General features: G+C 60.5%; 21 protein-coding genes. 7 read left to right on the top strand and 14 right to left on the bottom strand.

All coding sequences use genetic code 11. The annotated features are described in order from the left end of the window. Window positions 1-30 precede the first annotated feature (30 nt). Window positions 31-612: a thymidine kinase gene (locus U9R81_RS17515; protein WP_322496708.1), complete on the bottom strand. Its 582-nt coding sequence runs from the start codon at window positions 610-612 to the stop codon at window positions 31-33. 145 nt (window positions 613-757) lie between these two features. Here U9R81_RS17515 and U9R81_RS17510 point away from each other — a divergent pair, with 145 nt between their 5' ends. Together U9R81_RS17510 and U9R81_RS17505 are read left to right on the top strand one after the other, a co-directional pair. Beyond that, window positions 758-1,474 (top strand): TIGR00730 family Rossman fold protein, encoded by a 717-nt coding sequence (locus U9R81_RS17510; RefSeq protein WP_322496707.1) that lies wholly within the window; start codon window positions 758-760, stop codon window positions 1,472-1,474. Further along, complete coding sequence (locus U9R81_RS17505; protein ID WP_322496706.1) at window positions 1,462-1,668, top strand: hypothetical protein; 207 nt, start codon at window positions 1,462-1,464, stop codon at window positions 1,666-1,668. Before U9R81_RS17510 ends, U9R81_RS17505 begins: the two co-directional genes overlap by 13 nt. Window positions 1,669-1,699: 31 nt before the next feature. Here the strand turns inward: U9R81_RS17505 and rfbB are convergent, their stop codons facing one another. The 3 genes from rfbB to U9R81_RS17490 all read right to left on the bottom strand — a co-directional run bounded on the left by rfbB (window position 1,700) and on the right by U9R81_RS17490 (window position 4,571). Further along, window positions 1,700-2,716, bottom strand: coding sequence for a dTDP-glucose 4,6-dehydratase (gene rfbB / locus U9R81_RS17500; RefSeq protein WP_322496705.1), 1,017 nt, complete (start codon window positions 2,714-2,716; stop codon window positions 1,700-1,702). Window positions 2,717-2,920: 204 nt separating this feature from the next. After that, window positions 2,921-3,415 carry a 5-(carboxyamino)imidazole ribonucleotide mutase gene (gene purE / locus U9R81_RS17495; protein ID WP_322496704.1) on the bottom strand — a complete coding sequence of 165 codons (495 nt, stop codon included), beginning with the start codon at window positions 3,413-3,415 and terminating at the stop codon, window positions 2,921-2,923. A gap of 22 nt (window positions 3,416-3,437) precedes the next feature. Beyond that, the gene (locus tag U9R81_RS17490) at window positions 3,438-4,571 is read right to left on the bottom strand and encodes a 5-(carboxyamino)imidazole ribonucleotide synthase (protein WP_322496703.1); all 1,134 of its coding nucleotides are present in this window, start codon (window positions 4,569-4,571) and stop codon (window positions 3,438-3,440) included. Between the two features lie 548 nt (window positions 4,572-5,119). On the opposite strand from U9R81_RS17490, the gene U9R81_RS17485 reads away from it, so the two are divergent. Further along, the gene (locus U9R81_RS17485) at window positions 5,120-5,314 is read left to right on the top strand and encodes a hypothetical protein (protein WP_322496702.1); all 195 of its coding nucleotides are present in this window, start codon (window positions 5,120-5,122) and stop codon (window positions 5,312-5,314) included. An 81-nt stretch (window positions 5,315-5,395) separates the two neighbouring features. Next, window positions 5,396-6,364: a WYL domain-containing transcriptional regulator gene (locus tag U9R81_RS17480; RefSeq protein WP_322496710.1), complete on the top strand. Its 969-nt coding sequence runs from the start codon at window positions 5,396-5,398 to the stop codon at window positions 6,362-6,364. 50 nt (window positions 6,365-6,414) lie between these two features. Here the strand turns inward: U9R81_RS17480 and rpmE are convergent, their stop codons facing one another. The 8 genes from rpmE to U9R81_RS17440 all read right to left on the bottom strand — a co-directional run bounded on the left by rpmE (window position 6,415) and on the right by U9R81_RS17440 (window position 11,348). Beyond that, on the bottom strand, window positions 6,415-6,714 hold the full coding sequence (gene rpmE / locus U9R81_RS17475; RefSeq protein WP_322496701.1) for a 50S ribosomal protein L31: 300 nt from the start codon (window positions 6,712-6,714) through the stop codon (window positions 6,415-6,417). Window positions 6,715-6,727: 13 nt separating this feature from the next. Next, window positions 6,728-7,006, bottom strand: a complete 279-nt coding sequence (gene rpmA / locus U9R81_RS17470; RefSeq protein ID WP_322496700.1) for a 50S ribosomal protein L27 — start codon at window positions 7,004-7,006, stop codon at window positions 6,728-6,730. Between the two features lie 13 nt (window positions 7,007-7,019). Then, complete coding sequence (rplU, locus tag U9R81_RS17465; RefSeq protein WP_322496699.1) at window positions 7,020-7,331, bottom strand: 50S ribosomal protein L21; 312 nt, start codon at window positions 7,329-7,331, stop codon at window positions 7,020-7,022. Between the two features lie 122 nt (window positions 7,332-7,453). Next, window positions 7,454-7,876, bottom strand: a complete 423-nt coding sequence (locus U9R81_RS17460) for a roadblock/LC7 domain-containing protein (RefSeq protein WP_322496709.1) — start codon at window positions 7,874-7,876, stop codon at window positions 7,454-7,456. Between the two features lie 70 nt (window positions 7,877-7,946). Further along, window positions 7,947-8,210: a response regulator gene (locus U9R81_RS17455; protein WP_322496698.1), complete on the bottom strand. Its 264-nt coding sequence runs from the start codon at window positions 8,208-8,210 to the stop codon at window positions 7,947-7,949. After that, a complete protein-coding gene (locus U9R81_RS17450) occupies window positions 8,128-8,379 on the bottom strand; it encodes a hypothetical protein (protein WP_322496697.1) in 252 nt (83 codons plus the stop codon). Before U9R81_RS17450 ends, U9R81_RS17455 begins: the two co-directional genes overlap by 83 nt. A gap of 212 nt (window positions 8,380-8,591) precedes the next feature. After that, window positions 8,592-10,358, bottom strand: coding sequence for an aspartate--tRNA ligase (gene aspS, locus U9R81_RS17445; RefSeq protein ID WP_322496696.1), 1,767 nt, complete (start codon window positions 10,356-10,358; stop codon window positions 8,592-8,594). A 72-nt stretch (window positions 10,359-10,430) separates the two neighbouring features. Continuing rightward, window positions 10,431-11,348 (bottom strand): polyprenyl synthetase family protein, encoded by a 918-nt coding sequence (locus U9R81_RS17440; protein WP_322496695.1) that lies wholly within the window; start codon window positions 11,346-11,348, stop codon window positions 10,431-10,433. A 194-nt stretch (window positions 11,349-11,542) separates the two neighbouring features. Between U9R81_RS17440 and U9R81_RS17435 the strand changes: the two genes are divergently transcribed. After that, window positions 11,543-13,999, top strand: a complete 2,457-nt coding sequence (locus tag U9R81_RS17435; protein ID WP_322496694.1) for a penicillin acylase family protein — start codon at window positions 11,543-11,545, stop codon at window positions 13,997-13,999. 210 nt (window positions 14,000-14,209) lie between these two features. Next, complete coding sequence (locus U9R81_RS17430) at window positions 14,210-15,649, top strand: HD domain-containing protein (RefSeq protein WP_322496693.1); 1,440 nt, start codon at window positions 14,210-14,212, stop codon at window positions 15,647-15,649. Between the two features lie 9 nt (window positions 15,650-15,658). Here U9R81_RS17430 and U9R81_RS17425 read toward each other — a convergent pair whose 3' ends face one another. Together U9R81_RS17425 and U9R81_RS17420 are read right to left on the bottom strand one after the other, a co-directional pair. Further along, complete coding sequence (locus tag U9R81_RS17425; protein WP_172812286.1) at window positions 15,659-15,811, bottom strand: hypothetical protein; 153 nt, start codon at window positions 15,809-15,811, stop codon at window positions 15,659-15,661. A gap of 103 nt (window positions 15,812-15,914) precedes the next feature. After that, on the bottom strand, window positions 15,915-16,301 hold the full coding sequence (locus U9R81_RS17420; RefSeq protein WP_066784786.1) for a response regulator: 387 nt from the start codon (window positions 16,299-16,301) through the stop codon (window positions 15,915-15,917). A gap of 189 nt (window positions 16,302-16,490) precedes the next feature. Between U9R81_RS17420 and U9R81_RS17415 the strand changes: the two genes are divergently transcribed. Then, window positions 16,491-17,396 carry an AEC family transporter gene (locus U9R81_RS17415; protein ID WP_322496692.1) on the top strand — a complete coding sequence of 302 codons (906 nt, stop codon included), beginning with the start codon at window positions 16,491-16,493 and terminating at the stop codon, window positions 17,394-17,396. The last annotated feature ends 250 nt before the right edge of the window (window positions 17,397-17,646 follow it).

Genomic DNA, 17,646 nt, shown 5'->3' with positions numbered 1-17,646 from the left:
GGCGGGTGTCAAACCCGCCCCTACACCTTCCTACACCGCCGGCTCGTAGCAGGCGCGGCAGCGCGCCTCGTACATATCAAGACCGCCGACGACAATCGTCGGCGCAGTGGCCGGGGCGGGTTTGCCGTCAATCAAACGCTGCGAGCGAGTGGCATACGCACCGCACTTGACGCAAATCGCATACAGTTTATCAACTTGCTCGGCCAGCGCCAGCAAGTGCATCATCGCCGGAAACGGCTCGGCCCGGTAGTTGAGATCGAGGCCGGCCACAATCACCCGCGCGCCACGGTCGGCGAGCCATTGGCAGCCGCGCACCATCTCGGCTGGATCGTCATCGAACAGGTGCAATTCATCGATCGCGACCACATGCGCATCTTGGGCATGGGCCAAAATCTCACGCATCGTCGCCACGGTAATCGCCTCTAGCCGGCTGCCGCTATGGCTGGCTACCTGCCCCTCGGCATAGCGCGTATCCATCCGCGGCGTAAAGATCCGGTACGATTGGCGGGCAATCCGCACCTGCCGCATGCGCCGGATCAGCTCTTCAGTCTTGCCACTGTACATGCAGCCGCAAATTACCTCGATACGGCCGCTATCGCTCGGACGGGTCATTACTCCTCCTGAAATGGTACTATGCTAGGCTAAGTAGGGTACACTGTACATACGCCATCGGTAAGGGCGATCATTATTCACCCTTACCGTCTCGATCTTGCGGTCGCCTTACCCGGCTGCCGTTAACTTGCGGAGTATACCATATATGTCACGCCAGACAGAAGACGAACGCCTGCTACGCACCGATCCGTACCGGCATCCGCACGATTTTACCCATACCGACACGTGGCGCGTGTTGCGGATTATGGGTGAATTTGTGGAAGGATTCGAGAACATGGCCGGGCTTGGCCCCGCCGTCTCGATCTTTGGTTCGGCCCGAATTCCACCAACCTCACCTATCTATCTGGCAGCGAGTGAAACGGCTCGCTTACTCGCGCAGGCCGGCTTTACCATCATCACCGGCGGCGGTCCCGGCTTGATGGAAGCGGCCAACAAAGGCGCCCGCGCCGGCGGCGGGCGCTCGGTTGGCTGCACGATTGAATTGCCGTTTGAAGCGGGCGCGAACCCATTTCTCGATCTCGAAGTGCGATTTCGCTACTTCTTCATCCGCAAAATCATGTTCGTCAAATATGCCCATGCCTTTGTGATCTTCCCCGGCGGCTTTGGCACGCTTGATGAACTCTTTGAAGCGTTGACGCTCATTCAAACCGGCAAAATTCACGACTTCCCGATTGTGCTGTACGGCTCGGAGTTCTGGCAGGGCATGATCAATTGGGCGCGCCATACGTTGCTCATGACCGGCACGATTGCCCAAGCCGACCTCGACCGGTTGCAAGTGTGCGATGACCCGCAACAGATCTGCGATCTCATCGTCCAAGCTCATCAGCACCGGCAGAAAGGCGGCGATCCGTGGACGCGCTAACGTGGCCGGCGGATGACGAATTGTGTGCGTTGTTGCGCCGCTACTATCAGGGTGACGCGGGCCTGTGGCCTGAGATCATAGCCCGCGTCGAACACGAATTGCGCACGCGACAGTTGCCGCTCCTCCCGCGCCATGTGCGGTTCCGGCGCATTGGCAATGGCTATGTGGTGGTCGTGACACCGGCGGGAGCGTAGGCAACACCGCGAGCGCTTACGGTGCCGCCGACTACCCGCCGCGTTCGAGGTATTGCCGGCGGTAATATTCCATGTACTCGCCCGATTTGATCGGTCGCCACCACGCCTCATTCTCGACAAACCAGCGCACGGTCTTTTCCAACGCTTCATCGAAGGTATGGCGCGAACGCCATCCCAATGCGCGCAGCTTCGAGCAATCGAGCGCGTAGCGCCGGTCGTGACCGGCCCGGTCGGCGACATGCTGGATCAAACTGTACGGCTTGCCGAGAATGTCGAGAATTTTGCGTGCCATCTCGATATTCGGCGTCTCGACCTCGGTGCCGACGTTATATACCTCGCCGATTTGGCCTTTGTGCAGCACCACGTCGATCGCTTCGCAGTGATCGAGCACGTACTGATAATCACGCACCTGCAGGCCGTCGCCGTAGATCGGCAGAGGCAGGTTGTCGATCGCATTGGTGGTAAAGAGCGGCACCGCTTTTTCAGGATAGTGGTACGGGCCGATGTTATTCGAGCCGCGAGTGGTGGTCACCGGCACGCCATAGGTGATGTAATACGCATAGACCAGATGCTCGGCCCCCGCCTTGCTGGCCGAATAGGGACTGCGCGGTTCGAGCGGATCGCCCTCGCGTGAGCGGTGCGGCGCCGGGATCGCACCGTACACCTCGTCGGTGCTGATCTGATGGAAGCGTTCGAGTTTCAGTTCGCGCGCCACCTCCAGCAACGCCCATGTGCCATTGACATTGGTGCGCACCACCGCATCAGGCGCCATAATCGAGCGATCGACGTGGGTCTCGGCGGCGAAATTGACGATGGTATCAATGCCGTAGGCGCGCACCGCTTCACGTACCGCATCAATATCACAAATATCACCGCGCACAAACGCAAAGCGCGGATCATTGGCAACCGGCGCCAAATTCGCCAAATTGCCGGCGTAGGTCAGTTTGTCGTAGACCACGATGCGATAATCGGCATACTTGCCCAGCATGTAGTGAACAAAGTTGCTGCCGATAAAACCGGCCCCACCGGTCACGAGCAGATTTCTCATAGGAGAGCCAATCCCTTTCACTGCATAACGTTCACGCACCCAACGATAGCAGCTTGCGACAACTGCGATCGTGATCTGAACGCCGAAGGTCTACGCCAACCAGCTTTTGCCATCGCGTGGCGAGAATCATCTTCGCTTGCGGACGACGGTACAGACAATAGCACATGAGAATGAACACGCAACCGGTCTGGACTGCCACAGAGATTACGCTTCTGTAAAGATACGGTTTTTGGCCCGCGACTCGGCTGCCATGCGCTCTTTGTAGGCTTGCACTTGCGCCAGCAAGGCTGGATCGGCGCTGGCCAGTATCTGTACGGCCAGCAAGCCCGCATTACGGCCATTGCCAATCGCAACGGTGGCCACCGGCACCCCCGCCGGCATCTGCACAATCGAGAGCAGCGAGTCGAGGCCGTTGAGCGCTTTGCTCGGCACTGGCACACCGATCACCGGCAACGGCGAATGGGCGGCAATCATACCGGGCAAGTGGGCCGCGCCGCCGGCCCCGGCAATGATGACCCTGATACCGCGCTGGTGCGCGGTGAGACCGTATTCGGCCATATCAAGCGGCGTGCGGTGCGCTGAGACGACCCGCGCTTCGTAGGGAATGCCAAACTCGCGACAGACATCGATCGCGCCTTGCATAGTCGGCAAGTCGCTGTCACTACCCATGATGATACCCACGAGAGGATGATCGGACATAGCGCTTCCTTGTCTCGACTAATCACGATGGCATCGCCACCAGTGCGGCGGCGCGGCGGGCAATCGTTTCGGCTTCAGCCAAGGTGTCCGCCAACGCGGTAATATGGCCCATCTTGCGCCCGACCCGCTCTTCGCGCTTGCCGTAAAAGTGCATGTGCGCGCCGGGCACCGCGAGCGCCGCGGTGATTGCGCTGGCGTCGATAGGGCCGTTACGCTGGCCGAGCAGATTAACCATCACCGCTGCCGGCGCGCGCATCGTGGTCAGGCCAAGCGGCCAGCCTAACACAGCCCGCAGGTGCTGCTCAAACTGCGAGGTGACGCAGGCTTCAATCGTGTAGTGGCCGGAATTGTGCGGGCGGGGGGCCAACTCGTTGATCAGCACCCGGCCATCGGCCAGCGCAAACAACTCGACGCCAAAAATCCCCACCCCCTTAACCGCCTCAATCGCAGCCACGGCCAGTTCAGTCGCCAACGCGGCCATCGCCGGTTCAACCGGCGCCGGTGCGTACACCACATGGCAGATATGATTCTGCTGCACTGTCTCGACCACCGGGTATACCGCCGTCGCACCATCACGCCGGCGCGCAACCATCACCGCCAGTTCGCGGCTAAACGGCACCCATGCCTCAACCAGCAACAGGCTGCCGCCGCGAGTGAGCCGTTCCCACGCCGGCACGACATCAGCCGGGCCGCGCAGGGTGGCATTACCGTAGCCATCATAGCCATTGCGGCGCGCTTTGAGCACCAGCGGCCAGCCGAACTCTTGGGCAACCGCCAAGACCTCATCTGGCGCAGTGACTGAACGGAACGGCGGCACCGCTAGCCCCGCCGCCGCCAACCGCTCTTTTTGCCACAACTTATCTTGCACCACGGCGACTGTCGCCGGTGCGGGCCAAACCGGCACACCCAAGGCCACGACCCGCTCGAGCAAGCCGGCATCGATAAACTCATTTTCTAACGTCACCAGATCGCACTGGCGGGCAAACCCAGCGAGCACCGCTTCATCTTCCCACGGCCCCACCACCGCATGCTGGGTATACCGCGCCGCCGGGCTATCCGGCGCCCGCTCACAGATCACTACTTCAACGCCGATGCTGATCGCTGCCTGCACCAACATTTGGGCTAATTGGCCGCCGCCGAAAATCCCTACCCGCATACCTCTTCCCACCACGAACTGAATAAACCACGCTGGGTATAGTACCGTTAGAGGACGGGATGCGCAAGCGGGTGCTTGGCCTGCACATGTCTATCGCTCCGCAGCACCGTCCCGTTCCATCGTTTAAGGGCGGACAGAACGTATGAGCATAGCTGTGGTTGATAGGTGTGAGATGCGCTGGTTGTCCTCGCTCACTGGCGCGGGTTCAAGTCCAGAACCCGGCCCTCAAGGGCCGGGCTAGGGGTACGAAGCCCGGCGCGGGAGAGGGCGCACAGAACCGGCCTTTGAGGCATCGCACAGCAATCAACCGTTGTAATCAATCAAATGTTCTGGCCATCTCTCAACTGGCGCGGGAGAGGGGAGCAGAGCTACGCTTTGAGGCATTGCACATCAAATGTTCTGTCCAACTCTCAACATTCCAACGCACGGGAGGATCAACCCACCACCTGCGCAACATGCACCCCATCTAATCCGGCCTGCGCGAGCCGGGCAAAAACTTCCGCTATAATACAACTGGTGACAACAACCTTCGCAAGGAGTATGGCCGTATGTCGATGTCTTCGCGCAGCAATCGTCGCCGTCCCAATCAACGATCGAGCCCGGTGCGCCGCCCGGTTGCCCGGTCGGTCGAACCGCCTGATTACAGCCGTGAATATGCCTACGTTCGCCAAGATCTGATCTGGATCACGATCTGGGGCGGGTTGCTCACAATTGGGATGATTGTGGCTTCGTTCGTATTGTAACAAGGCAGATGACCGCCGCAAAGCAGGTCAACAGCATCGTGGCCGCCCTTTGCGGCGATACTATATACAGCACTGACCGTGATGAACGCCGAAAACCGGTTGCGCAGCAAAGCCGCGCGGTTGCGCAGCCTTGAACATAAACTGTACAATGCTCCACCCAACGGCTATAGTGTGATCGAACTCGCCAAACTGTGCGGCGTCAACCGGCGCACGATCTACCGCGATCTCGATACGCTCAGCGAAGCGGACGTACCGATTTGGGAACACAACGGCAAGTACGGCCTCGACCGCAACAAATACCTCGCCACCATCCGGCTAAACCTCAACGAAGCGATCGCGCTCTTTTTCGCCGCGCGCTTGCTCAGCCACCACAGCGACGAACACAATCCGCACATCGTTTCGGCGCTCGACCAGCTTGCCGCCGGCCTGCCCGACCAAACGATCGCTGGTCACATTGCCCGCCTAGCCGATATTGTGCGCCAACGGCCACCTAATCCGCATTATGTGCGCATGCTCGAACTAATCACGCGAGCGTGGGCCGACCGGCGCATGGTGCGCATCCGCTACCGCGCGCCTAACCGAGAGCCAACTGAACGCGATATTGCGCCCTACTTTCTCGAAGTGGTGCGCACGACGCCGGGAGTGTACTTGATCGGCTATGACCGGCTGCGCAACGATTTGCGCACCTTCAAAGTCGAGCGCATCGAGGATGCCGAACTGCTTGATGAGCGATTCACTATTTCCCCCGACTTTGACCCGTATGCCCACTTGGCCCGGTCGTGGGAAGTGATGAACGAGGCGGAAGTGACGATTCACCTACGCTTCAGCCCGCAAGCCGCGCCGCGCATTCGCGAGAATCGCTGGCATCATAGCCAACGGCTAATCGACAACGCTGATGGCAGTTGCGACGTATACCTGACTGTCGCCGGCATTCGCGAGATCTTAAGTTGGGTGTTGAGTTGGGGAACCGAGGTAGCGGTGATCGAACCAGCGGAACTACGGGCCGAGGTCATCAACCATGCTCGCCGCATCTTAGAGCAGTACAAATAGGAAAAGGCGACGCGCGCGCGTCGCCCCACCTATTGCCGGGAAACCAACCGCTATTCCGCCTCTTCGCCGTAAATCTCTTTGAGCAGGCTCTTCTTCTTTTCGGGTTGGCGGCCAGCGCGGCGCGCTTCGCGCTCGGTTTGCCGCTCTTGGGCGACATTCAACCGGCGCATAAAGCGATCAACTTGGCCGGCGGTATCGACGATGCGCTGTTCGCCGGTATAGAACGGATGGCAGTTCGAGCAAATTTCCACCCGCAGATTCGGGCGGGTCGAACCGATCTTCCACACCGTCCCGCAGGTCGTGCAAACGATGCCATCGGTATAGTACTTGGGATGAATACCCTGTTTCACCGTCGTATCCTCTCTAATTGGCAGCGGCTTCGGCAGATGCAACCGGAATCACGCTGACCATCTTCTGGGTGCGCGAATAGTGGCCGAACTGCACCACGCCATCAACGAGGGCGTAGAGCGTCCAGTCGCGACCAACGCCGACATTCTCACCCGGCTTGATTTTGGTGCCGCACTGGCGCACGATAATATTGCCGGCCCGAACCAGCTCGCCGCCGAAGCGCTTGACACCGCGCATTTTTGGATTGCTATCGCGCCCGTTGCGCGAGCTGCCTACACCTTTTTTGTGTGCCATTGTTCAAGCTCCTCTAGGCGACGATCTCGCTAATGCGAACTTGGGTATAGCGCTGGCGATGGCCGGTGCGGCGGCGATAGCGCGTCTTGTTGCGGTAGCGGAACACGACGATCTTGTCGCCCTTCTGCTCGCCCAACACCTCTGCCCGCACCACAGCGCCCTCGACCAGCGGCGAGCCGACCTTTACCTGCTCCGCGTCGCCCACCAACAGCACTTCACCTAGCTCGATCTGGCTGCCCGGCTCGGCGCTGATCAGGTCGATGGTCAGGACTTGGCCCGGCTCGACACGGTATTGCATGCCACGGTCACGAATAATCGCATACACGGTCTTCTTCTCCTTGGGGCGACGCACGCACTGCGTCGAGACAACATGAAAACAGAGCGGTTGCTCCGCCCTTTGCCTTGCGTAGTATAGCAAAGGGTTGGCATGGTGTCAAACGCCATTCGCTACTCGCTGCGCGCAATCCGGGCCATTTCCTCGCATGCGCGCAAGGCGGCGATCCGTGCCCAACCGAGCGATGCGTTGGCGCCAATCGCCAGCAACAGGATCAGGTCATCAATCGACGCCATAATGATGTTTTGATCTTGGCCCTCGTGAATGACTAAATGACCGGGACGTTGCTGGCCCAAATGGCGACCAATCTCGGCCAGCGCCAGTGTGTTGCCGGCAGCCAGCGCCGCCACAACCGTGACATTAATATCGCGCCGCCGGCTCCAATGGCTTAGCACCAACCCGCTCATATCGGCCAAAATCGCGCACTGCACATCGGGCGCCAATGCCAGATCCTTCAACGCTTGCCGCATGCGTTCGAGCTGAGCTTCCGAATAGCTACGTCCGCTCCGGCCGGGCTGGTTGGGAGTCAGCCGCATCGCCACCGCCGAGTTCACTGCCGGCGCTGGCGGCGATGACTGGCGTGTGCGCAGGGCAGCCAGCCGCTGGCTAAACCGGCTGCCGCTGGCCGGTTCGGCTGGTTGCGCTTCGGGGCGGCTGGCGCCCGCCGGCTTGATTCGGATCGAGCAAGGTGGTCGCCGCTAACCGCAATTGCTCGGCAGCAGCCGGCTTGGTCAACACGTAGTCAATCTGTAATTCGGCTTTGAGTTGCGGCGATAAGTCTTCGGGGCTAATCGTAAACACCACCACCGCTGTGCCCGGATCGAGCTGGCGCACCCGCTGGATCAACTCGATCCCATTCATCCCCGGCATGTGCAGATCGGTGAATATACAGATCGACTGGATGGCGCGAAATGTGCAACAGCGCAGCCTCTGCCGAAGAAACATCGCTCACTTCGTACGGCGTATCATCGGTGAGCGCCAACGCCACCAACCGGCGAATGTTCGAATCATCATCGACAATTAAAATGCGCTTGGGCATACCTGCTCCGGCGAACGCAACGCCGCGCCGAGCTCGGCGCGGCGGCGGCATGGACGTCGTGCATCTCATAGTATAGCTTTTCTGCGCGAACTTGTCGCCGGGTCAGAAGTACTACTTTTTCCCGCGGACACCGTAGCCAGCGGGTTTTGCCCCGTTGCCGAGTTGCCGATCGGCAGCGACTGCTTTAACTGCTACGATGGCGAGCCGCATCATCATTCATCAACGATCCGGATATGCAGCTCCTTCAACTGGCGCTCATCCACCGGCGACGGCGCGTTGGTCATCAGATCGACTGCTTGCTGCGTCTTGGGAAAGGCCATCACTTCACGGATGGTCGGCTCGCCGGCCAAGGTCATCACTAGCCGATCGATGCCGGGAGCGATCCCGCCGTGGGGTGGCGCACCATATTCAAATGCCTCCAGCATATGGCCAAACTGGGCCTGCGCCTGCGCTTCGCTGATGCCAAGCAGCGAAAAGATCTGCTGCTGCACATCGCGGCGATGGATACGGATGCTGCCACCGCCCGCCTCGTAGCCATTGAGGATGAGGTCGTAAGCCTTGGCGCGCACCTTGCCCGGATCGGTCGCCAGCAGATGCAGGTCTTCGTCTTTGGGTGCGGTGAAGGGATGGTGAACGGCATCCCAGCGCTGCTCGTCCTCGTTCCATTCCACCAACGGAAAATCGACGACCCACGCAAAGCAGAGCGTGTCGGGATCGGCGAGGTTGAGCCGGTCGGCCAGATTACGGCGCAACTTGTCGAGCGAGGCGGCGACTACCACTGGCTGATCGGCGACGATCAACAACAGATCGCCGGGTTGCGCCGCCATACGTTGGGCAATCGCCTCAAACTCGCCGGGAGCGAGATTTTTGGCGAAGCTTGAGCGGACGTCGCCGCCATCAGCCGGCAACACGGCCCATGCCAATCCCTTCGCGCCGCCAGCGCGCACCACTTCGGCTAGTTCGTCGATCTGCTTACGCGAGAAGGTTGCGCACCCCGGCGCGCGAATCCCTTTCACCTGACCACCGGCAGCCAACGCACTGCGAAACACTTGGAACGGCGTCTCGGCTAACAGATCACTGAGATTGATCAATTCGAGGTCGTAGCGTAGATCGGGCTTATCGGAACCGTAGCGATCCATCGCTTCGGCATACGTGAGGCGGCGGAACGGCGTCGGCAGATGCTTGTGCGGCGTTATCGTGCGGCACAGCGCGGTAAAGAGCCGCTCAATCAGATTGAGCACGTCTTCCTGATCGACGAAGCTCATCTCCATATCAAGCTGGGTAAACTCAGGCTGGCGATCGGCGCGCTGGTCTTCATCGCGGAAGCAGCGGGCAATCTGGAAATATTTATCGTAGCCGGCCACCATCAGCAACTGCTTGAGTTGCTGCGGGCTTTGCGGCAGCGCATAGAACTTGCCCGGATGCAAGCGTGAGGGCACCAGATAGTCACGCGCCCCTTCCGGGGTGGATTTGATCAAGATCGGGGTCTCGATCTCGAGAAAGCCCTCGTTGTCAAGAAAGTCGCGGATAAACTTGACCACGCGATGGCGCAAGATCAGGTTACGCTGCATCCGCTCGCGGCGCAGGTCAAGATAGCGATACTTGAGGCGCACCGCTTCATCTTCGCCACCTTCTTTGGCAATATAGATCGGCGTCGTGCGAGCAGGATTCAACACCTGCGCCTCGATTGCAGCCACCTCGATCTCGCCGGTAGCAATTTCAGGATTGACGGCTTCGGCAGGGCGAATGCGCACCCGCCCGCGCACCTGAACGACATACTCCGAGCGCACTGTCTCGGCTAGTTCATGCGCTGCCGGGTTGGCGCTGTCAAACACGACCTGCGTGATACCGTAGCGATCGCGCAGGTCAATAAAAATCAGATCGCCATGGTCGCGCCGGCGATGGACCCAGCCGGCCAGCGTCACCTCTTGGCCAGCATGAGCGGGGCGCAACTCACCACAGGTATGTGAACGGTACATAGCCTCTCCTGCCGGATTGAAAGCGGCAACGAACGATTAGCCGTCGCATTATAACATAGGCGCTCGCGCAGCTTAGCCGCCAATCTGATCGATCAGCGTCGCTAGCCATGGGGTGGTCACGCCAACCGGCAATTGGGCCAACGCCTGCCGGGCCGCAGCTTGTTGTTCAACCAGAGCTGCCCGCGCTGCCGGCAATCCATCGCGCTGGATGATCGGCAACGCGGCTGTGATCGTCTCTGATGACGGATGGGCAAAGAGCGCCTGCAACTCTGGCGCCGGCGAATCACCGGCGGCCAACACCAAGGCCAGCGGCACATGACCGGCTTGCAGCAATGCGCCATCGGTCTCTATATCGCGCATCTCTTTGGCTAGCCGCCGGGCTAAGCCGAGATGCAGGCCAAACTGCGCCGCCGGCTCAAGCAACGGGTCAGCTAACCCGCCACACAACACCCCGGCTTGCGCCGCCGCCGCCAACAAGGTCCCCGCCAACGCTTCCGCCCGCAGCCAATACGCCGCCAGCGCCGTTTCGAGCGGCGTCAGGCTGCTCACCATCGTTAACTGGCCTTCACAGATCCGCATCACCGCCTGCGAATACAGACCAATAATGCGCGGATCAGGGCTGCGCGCCATCTCGCCGGCAGCCAGCGCAAACAGGTAATCACCCACCATAAGCGCTACGCCGTGATCCCACGCGCCGTTGGTCACCCGGCCAGCGCGGCGGGCCTGCTCGTCGATCAGATCATCGTGCGCCCGCGTCGCAGCTTCAATCAGTTCCACCGCCGCAGCGGCATGCGCGACCTGTTCGCCAGCACCATTCCCCAAGCGGGCAATGGCTAGCACAATCAATGCCCGCAACCGATCAGATGGATCGGCAATCACATGGGGGCCGATCATAGAAATGACGGTCAGCCGCGCCCGCGCGCACTCACGCAAGAGCTGCTCGACTAACAAGAAATCGTGATGTAATTCCGGCGGAACAGACCAACTCATGATGTTACTTTGACTGCGCGTGTAATTCACCTTTTGGAAAGATACACCATCCGTTCGTCACTGTCAACCGCGCCGGCGGATGATGCTCACGCTGCCTCCTTGCCAGCTCATTCACCAGATCAACAGTTGACACTTTCGCTTGCGCGGTTGACAATACAAGTGTCACCATATTCAGTCTGAAACGGAGGTGGAGCGTGACCTTCAACCCCTCTCGCCTCGGACGGGCCATCGGCATTACCGTTGGCGCTGTGGCGGCCCTCGCCGGCGTAGGCGCCGTTGCTGCCCTCCGCCGTCCCTTGCCGCGCACCAACGGGCGGGCCAAGCTGCCCGGCCTGCGCGCAGCCGTCGAAGTGCGCCGCGACCGCTGGGGAGTTCCGCATATCTATGCGGATAACAACGAAGACCTCTTCTGCGCCCTTGGGTATGTGCATGCTCAAGACCGGCTCTGGCAGATGGAGCTGCACCGCCGGATCGGGCATGGCCGCCTCGCCGAGATCGTTGGCCCGATTGCGATCGACTCTGATCGCTTCATCCGCACCCTCGGCTTTAGCCGCATCGCCCGCCGTGAAGCTGCGTTGCTCGACGATGAGACGGCGACCTTGATGACTGCGTATCTGCGCGGCGTGAACGCCTGTATCGAGCAAACCGGCAGCCGATTGCCGCTCGAGTTTACTATTCTTGGCTTCCAGCCGCAACCGTGGGAACTGGCCGATCTCTTGGTCTGGCCGAAGATGATGTCGCTCAATCTCTCGACCAACTGGATGCAAGAGTTGTTGCAGGCGCAGATTGTAGCGACGGTGGGCATCGAGCGGGCCATTGCGCTCCGCCCACGCTACCCCGAAGACGGCCCCTTGACGGTGCCATCCGACGCACACTACACCGCCGATCTCGGCGCCGCCGCGCTGCAACTAGCCAGCGATGCCGCTCTCTTTACCGGCGAAACCGAGACGCCGCAAGGCTCCAATGCGTGGGTAGCAGCCGGCAAACGTACTACTAGCGGGAAACCCTTGCTGGCAAATGACCCCCATCTCAATGTGGCCTTGCCCAACCTCTGGCACCAAGTGCATCTCGAAGGCGGCGATTTTCACGTCGCCGGCGCCACCATTCCAGCCACCTGCGGCGTGATTATCGGCCATAACCAGCGCATTGCGTGGGGCGTGACCAATGCGCGCACCGATAATCAAGACCTCTTCATCGAGCAGTTCGATACCACTGACCCGCTGCGCTACCGCTGGCGCGATGAGTGGCTGACCGCCGAAGTCGTGACCGAGACGATTGCGGTTAAAGGCCAAGCCGAGCCGGTGGTGATCGATGTGCGCATTACCCGCCACGGCCCGATCATCGATCCGGTGGCCGGCACGCTGCGCGGCGAACCAACCACGACCGGCGCCGAAACCACGGCGCTGGCGCTGCGCTGGACGGCGCTCGATCCCTCGCCAACCTTAATGCGTTCGGTGCTGAAGCTTAACCGCGCCCAAAATTGGAACGAGTTCCGCGCCGCTTTGGCCGATTGGGATACGCCGCCGCAGAATTTCGTCTATGCCGACATCGACGGCCATATCGGCTATTGCTTGGCTGGACGGCTGCCGATCCGCCGGCACGGTGACGGTATGTTGCCAGTGCCCGGCTGGAGCGGCGAGTACGAGTGGGAGGGCATGATCCCCTTTGAAGAATTGCCGAGCCAGCTCGATCCGCCAAGCGGCACGATTGTCACCGCCAACCACCGGATTACCGGTGGCGAACAGCGCAACGCTCCCATCCATGGCTTCTGGCTCAATCCGTATCGCGCCCAACGCATCCAAGAGTTGCTCGATGCCGCCAAACAACACGATGTGCGCAGCTTTGCCCGCATCCAGAATGATCTGCTGTCGGTGCCCGGCAAACAACTGGGCGAGCAGGTGGCGCGCCTAAACCTCGAACCGGGGAGCGAGCAGCGAATCCGGGACTTCCTTGTGGCGTGGGATGGCCAGCTTCACGCCGAGAGCGTTGCCGGCGCAATTTACGACGGATTGCGCTACCATCTGCTCCGCATCGTCTACCAAGAACTCGCTGACCTGTTCCACGCGCCGGCGGCGCTCGGATCGTTTAGCGTGCTGCCGGCGAACATCTATCTGGAATGCGCGTTGCCGATGGTACTGGAACGGATGGCCTCCCAACCGCTCGACCAACCCGATGAGTGGTTAGGCAATGGCCGCACGTGGGGCGGCGTGTTGCGCGCAGCGCTGGCCCGCACTGCCGCCGAGCTATCCGAACGACTGGGCAAAGATCCGGCGCGCTGGCAGTACGGGAAGATCCACAGCCTGACCCTGCGCCATCCGCTGGGAAGCGTGCCGGTGCTGACCCCGCTCTTTAACCGCGGGCCATGGCCGATGGGTGGCGATCTCGACACCGTGAACCACTGCTATATTCCGCGCGATATTGCCGGCATGACGATCTTTAATGCGCCATCGCTGCGCTTTATTCTCGATCTGAGCGACTGGGACGCTTCCCGCGCCATTTTACCCGCCGGCCAGAGCGGCCATCCGGCGAGCCCGCACTATGCCGATATGACCGATGCGTGGCGGGCCGGCGCGTATCATCCGCTGTTATGGACGCGACCCGCCGTGGAGCGGTATACTGATGGGGTATTAACCTTAACTAGTGAAGGATAACTGCACCCTGCAGACGACGGTAACCCTCGTGCTCTAGAGCATGCACAGGGAGCCAGCAATGCTGGCTCCCTGCCGCCGCCCGGATCATCTGCGGCTAAATCGCACACAAGAGTGCAAAAGCATCAGCACAATCATTGCCCATCGCTGTCACCGGCAGCGCCGGTACGCAGCCCTTCACGCCGCGCGCTTGAATGACTGTTGAACCTCATTATGAACAGCATCTTCCAATTGATCGCTGATCTGGCCGATCAGCCGGTGTGGCTGGTCGGCGGCGCGGTGCGCGCGCTACTGAGCGGACAAACGCCGGTCGATCTCGATCTGGCCACCACCGGCAGCGGCTTGGCACTGGCCAAAGCGATTGCCGATACCGAAGGCGGCGCGTTTGTCGCGCTCGATCGCGAACGCGACACCGGACGCGCCGTGTTGCCCGGCGGAATCACGATCGATTGCGCGGCGCTCCGCGCGGCTGATATCGAGGGTGATTTGCGGTTGCGCGACTTTACCATCAACGCGCTCGCTTTGCCACTCGCGGCAGTGCTGGCCGGCGAATGGAGCGCGCTGATCGATCCGCTGGGAGGGCGTGACGATCTCGCCGCCGGTCGCCTGCGCCTCTGCGCATCAACCAGCTTGCGTGATGACCCGTTGCGCGTGGTGCGAGCCGGGCGGTTCCGCGCCACCCACCGGCTGCATCCCGACCCCGACCTCATCGCGGCGGCGCGCGCAGCGGCGCCGTTGCTCGTGAACGTGGCCGTCGAGCGCATCCGCGATGAACTGCTGAAGATATGCGATGGGCCGGCTGCCGCTGCCGGTCTGCGCCTGCTCGACGAGGTCGGCGAGTTAACGATCATCTTCCCCGAACTCGAACCGGCCCGCGCCTGCGATCAGCCGCGAGTGCATTTTCTGCCGGTGCTGGATCACATGCTCGAAACGGTCGCCGCGCTCGACTGGCTGATCGATGACGGTGATCCGCCAGTGGCAGTGCAGACATATCCGCAGCTCAGCCGCGCGCTGCCCTTTCCTGACCAATATCACGAGTTGCTCAACCAGCACCGCGGCATTGTGCGGCGCGCCGCGTTGCTCAAACTAGCGGCGCTCTTGCACGACAACGCCAAACCGCAGACGAAGGTCAGCCACCCCGACGGCGCCGTGACCTTCTACGGCCATCAGAGCTTAGGCGCAGAAACAGTTGCGCACATCGGGAAGCGGATCCGCCTGAGCCGTGCTGATACCAGCTATCTCGTCAGCGTCGTGCGCGAACACATGCGTCCGGGGCAAATGCGGGATAGCGAACAGTTGAGCGAGCGCGGGATCAATCGCTTCTTCCGCGACACTGGCGATGCCGGCCCCGACATTCTGCTGCACGAATTGGCCGACCATCTAGCGACGCGCGGGCCATGGCTCGACCCGGCGGCTTGGCAACGGCATCTGGCGTGGCTAGGGGCGATGCTGGATCGATATTGGAACCCGCCGGAGCCGCCTGAGCCGCCGCTGATTCGCGGCGACGAACTGATGGCGGCATTACAGATCGGGCCGGGGCCGGAAGTGGGGCGCTTGCTGAAGTTGATCCATGAAGCGCAATTAGCGGGGGATATTCACAACGCGGAAGAGGCGCTAGCCTTAGCCCGCACGCTCCGTATGGCAGAGCACTAGCACGTGGGATCATTGGGGCCGGCGCGGCAGACGGATCCGATCGGTCTGCTGGCGCTCGGCAGAAGGAGCACGCTCATCTTCCAGCAAAGGCAACAATGCCAGTGTCAGCGCAATCATCACAACGAGGATGATTGAGGGCAGCAACGACAGCCAATCAGACATCACATGCCTCCGGTTACGATGGCGACAGCAACAACAGGCGCCCTCATCGTAACGGGAGAACCGGTGCGCGAGAATGAAAATGATCTGATGGTATGCTGACAGACTACTTGCGCAACACGTCACGCACAATCTGCTCGAGGCGATCGAGCGGGAAGGGCTTAGGCAGATAGTAATCGATCCGCTGTTCGCGAGCGCGCTTTTCCAGCTCAGGGGTAGCGTAGGCGGTAATCATCACCACGCTGGTATCGGGAGAAGTCTCCTTGATGGCTGCGGCCAGTTGCAGACCATTCATGCCGGGCATATTGTAGTCGGTGATCACGAGCGGCACCCGGCGCAGCGCGATTTGGGCCAGCGCATCAGCACCGCTATTGACGGTAATAATATCGTAACCACCGGTCAGATCACGCATCAAGCGATGCAAAATGATGAGAATGTCAGGCTCATCTTCTACCAGAATGATTGCTGGATTGCGACCGGAAAAATCCGACATACGAGAAACTCCTTAAACCGCCAGCAATAGCTGATGCTTGCACAAAACACCAGATCGGGCTTTTGCAAGTAGCGGTATTGTATCACAGCCGTGCATGACGGGCAAGCATTGAAGAAATGGTATCATAGGCACAGTTACCTGCCCCGCCCCTGCCCCGCTGATGGGGCGCCTGAAGAAAACACAATTTGTATGAGCCAATTGCCCGGCATCTTCCTCAACGTGCTTGCCCCTGTCTTCTTGCTCGTTTTGCTTGGCTACCTGACCGGCCCGCGGCTGCAACTCGAAGCGCGCACCCTTTCGCGCTTCGCGTACTTTATTCTGACCCCGGCGTTCGTGTTCTATGTGCTCAGCCAAACCCGGATCGAAGCTGGATTAGCCGGACGCATGATCGGCTTTATCACGGTCGTCTATATCGGCTCGATTATCATTGCCTTTGTGGTGGCCCGCCTGCTCAAGCGTAGCCCGACCATGACAGCAGCGTATGTCATGATCGCGGCGTTTGGCAACGTCGGCAATTTCGGCTTGCCGATCATTCAATTCGCCGAAGGGCCGGCGGCGCTCGGCGTTGCGACCGTCTACTTTTTAGCCAATCTAGTGTTGGCGTTTATTGTCTGCGTCGGCGCCGCCAACTTCAGCCGCGGCTTCAGCATCGGGATGGCTATTCAAGTCTTCCGCACGCCGGCCCTGCTGGCGCTGCCGCCGGCGCTGTTGTTCAACTGGCTTGAGATAACGTTGCCGCCAGTCGTGATGCGCCCGCTCGAATTACTCTCCGGCGCGCTGATTCCGACCATGCTGATCGTGTTGGGTGCGCAACTGGCTGCTGCCGGCCTCCCTCGCATTAACGCTGATTTACTCATATCTAGCGCCGTACGCCTCATCAGCGGACCTGCTTTGGCCTTTGGCATCGCCGGCTGGTTTGCCCTGCCGCAACTCGAACGCAACGTCGGCATCTTGCAAGCCAGTATGCCCACCGCAGTGCTCGTCAGCATTATCGCCATGGAAAACGATCTGCTGCCTGAATTTGTCACCGCGACAGTGTTATTCTCGAATCTGGCAAGTATTGTGACGCTTGCCATCGTCCTCGTCTTCTTGTAACCACGTTTCCAGCAACAAACAACTGGTTTAGCAAATGTTTCACGATCAATAAATCAGTAATTTGCACAATTTCACTAGATCGTCTATAATTAAGATACCGTTCCCTTATAGTTCAGATTGCCTAGGAGCAGAGCATGAAACGACGGGAGTTTCTTCGTGGCGCCGCCGCCGGCGTTCTTGGCGGCCTCGGTCTAACGCTTGCCGCCTGTGGCCAGCCTCCGGCTGTCACCACTCCACCCGCCAATACCCC

The sequence above is a fragment of the Chloroflexus sp. genome (assembly GCF_034435895.1).
In the GTDB taxonomy this organism is placed as follows: domain Bacteria; phylum Chloroflexota; class Chloroflexia; order Chloroflexales; family Chloroflexaceae; genus Chloroflexus.
Note: the sequence above shows the minus strand (reverse complement) of the source record. Positions and strands in the feature narration are given on the sequence as shown.

What these genes read in the sequence shown, in the direction of transcription:
- U9R81_RS17515 (WP_322496708.1), bottom strand. Translation starts at nt 612, where the DNA reads ATGACCCGTCCGAGCGATAGCGGCCGTATCGAGGTAATTTGCGGCTGC.
- U9R81_RS17510 (WP_322496707.1), top strand. Translation starts at nt 758, where the DNA reads ATGTCACGCCAGACAGAAGACGAACGCCTGCTACGCACCGATCCGTAC.
- rfbB (WP_322496705.1), bottom strand. Translation starts at nt 2,716, where the DNA reads ATGAGAAATCTGCTCGTGACCGGTGGGGCCGGTTTTATCGGCAGCAAC.
- purE (WP_322496704.1), bottom strand. Translation starts at nt 3,415, where the DNA reads ATGTCCGATCATCCTCTCGTGGGTATCATCATGGGTAGTGACAGCGAC.
- U9R81_RS17490 (WP_322496703.1), bottom strand. Translation starts at nt 4,571, where the DNA reads ATGCGGGTAGGGATTTTCGGCGGCGGCCAATTAGCCCAAATGTTGGTG.
- U9R81_RS17485 (WP_322496702.1), top strand. Translation starts at nt 5,120, where the DNA reads ATGTCGATGTCTTCGCGCAGCAATCGTCGCCGTCCCAATCAACGATCG.
- U9R81_RS17480 (WP_322496710.1), top strand. Translation starts at nt 5,396, where the DNA reads ATGAACGCCGAAAACCGGTTGCGCAGCAAAGCCGCGCGGTTGCGCAGC.
- rpmA (WP_322496700.1), bottom strand. Translation starts at nt 7,006, where the DNA reads ATGGCACACAAAAAAGGTGTAGGCAGCTCGCGCAACGGGCGCGATAGC.
- U9R81_RS17460 (WP_322496709.1), bottom strand. Translation starts at nt 7,876, where the DNA reads ATGCGGCTGACTCCCAACCAGCCCGGCCGGAGCGGACGTAGCTATTCG.
- U9R81_RS17455 (WP_322496698.1), bottom strand. Translation starts at nt 8,210, where the DNA reads ATGCCGGGGATGAATGGGATCGAGTTGATCCAGCGGGTGCGCCAGCTC.
- U9R81_RS17450 (WP_322496697.1), bottom strand. Translation starts at nt 8,379, where the DNA reads ATGCCCAAGCGCATTTTAATTGTCGATGATGATTCGAACATTCGCCGG.
- aspS (WP_322496696.1), bottom strand. Translation starts at nt 10,358, where the DNA reads ATGTACCGTTCACATACCTGTGGTGAGTTGCGCCCCGCTCATGCTGGC.
- U9R81_RS17440 (WP_322496695.1), bottom strand. Translation starts at nt 11,348, where the DNA reads ATGAGTTGGTCTGTTCCGCCGGAATTACATCACGATTTCTTGTTAGTC.
- U9R81_RS17430 (WP_322496693.1), top strand. Translation starts at nt 14,210, where the DNA reads ATGAACAGCATCTTCCAATTGATCGCTGATCTGGCCGATCAGCCGGTG.
- U9R81_RS17425 (WP_172812286.1), bottom strand. Translation starts at nt 15,811, where the DNA reads ATGTCTGATTGGCTGTCGTTGCTGCCCTCAATCATCCTCGTTGTGATG.
- U9R81_RS17420 (WP_066784786.1), bottom strand. Translation starts at nt 16,301, where the DNA reads ATGTCGGATTTTTCCGGTCGCAATCCAGCAATCATTCTGGTAGAAGAT.
- U9R81_RS17415 (WP_322496692.1), top strand. Translation starts at nt 16,491, where the DNA reads ATGAGCCAATTGCCCGGCATCTTCCTCAACGTGCTTGCCCCTGTCTTC.